This is a genomic window from Oleiphilus sp. HI0125 (assembly GCF_001635355.1).
The window spans coordinates 1-657 of sequence record NZ_LWGF01000441.1 but is presented as its reverse complement, the minus strand read 5'-3'; the positions used below and the strand labels follow the sequence as shown (position 1 = coordinate 657).

General features: G+C 47.8%; 1 protein-coding gene. It reads right to left on the bottom strand.

The features are described 5' to 3' along the window. A partial coding sequence (locus A3762_RS05915; protein WP_156493277.1) for an aminotransferase class III-fold pyridoxal phosphate-dependent enzyme occupies positions 1 to 657 on the bottom strand: 657 nt, incomplete at both ends.

Genomic DNA, 657 nt, shown 5'->3' with positions numbered 1-657 from the left:
CTTCGTCATAGCGGCGTAGGCTGTGTACGGCCGTCTGCCAATATTCTTCGAGCTCTAAAGCGCGATCAAATAAACCTTCTTGCTCATAAATATCTAGCGTTGCAAGTCCGGCCGCTGCAGCAACAGGATGTCCTGAATACGTATAACCATGGAATAGCTCGATGACTTCTTCAGGCCCATGCATAAATGCATCATGAATGTGATTACCAGCAAATACTGCACCCATTGGTAGAGCGCCATTTGTGAGGCCTTTTGCCGTCGTCATTAGATCTGGTGTAATGCCGAATCGGGTCGACGCGAATGGTGTTCCGATACGACCGAAACCACTAATTACTTCATCGAAAATAAGAAGAATATCGTGTTTCAAGGTAATTGCGCGTAGCTTTTCTAGGTAGCCTTGTGGCGGAACGTAAACGCCAGCAGAACCGACTAAAGGCTCGACAATAACTGCAGCGATATTCTCTGCTCCATGAAGAAGAACCATGTCTTCAAGCGCATCAGCTAAATAGGCGCCTTCTGGTGGCTGGCCTTTTGCAAAAGCCTGTTCTGGTAAATATGCATGAGGTAGATGGTCAACGCCGGTAAGCAAGCTACCAAAAGCACGTCGATTGTTACCTAAGCCGCCAACTGAAATACCGCCAAAGCCGACACCGTGAT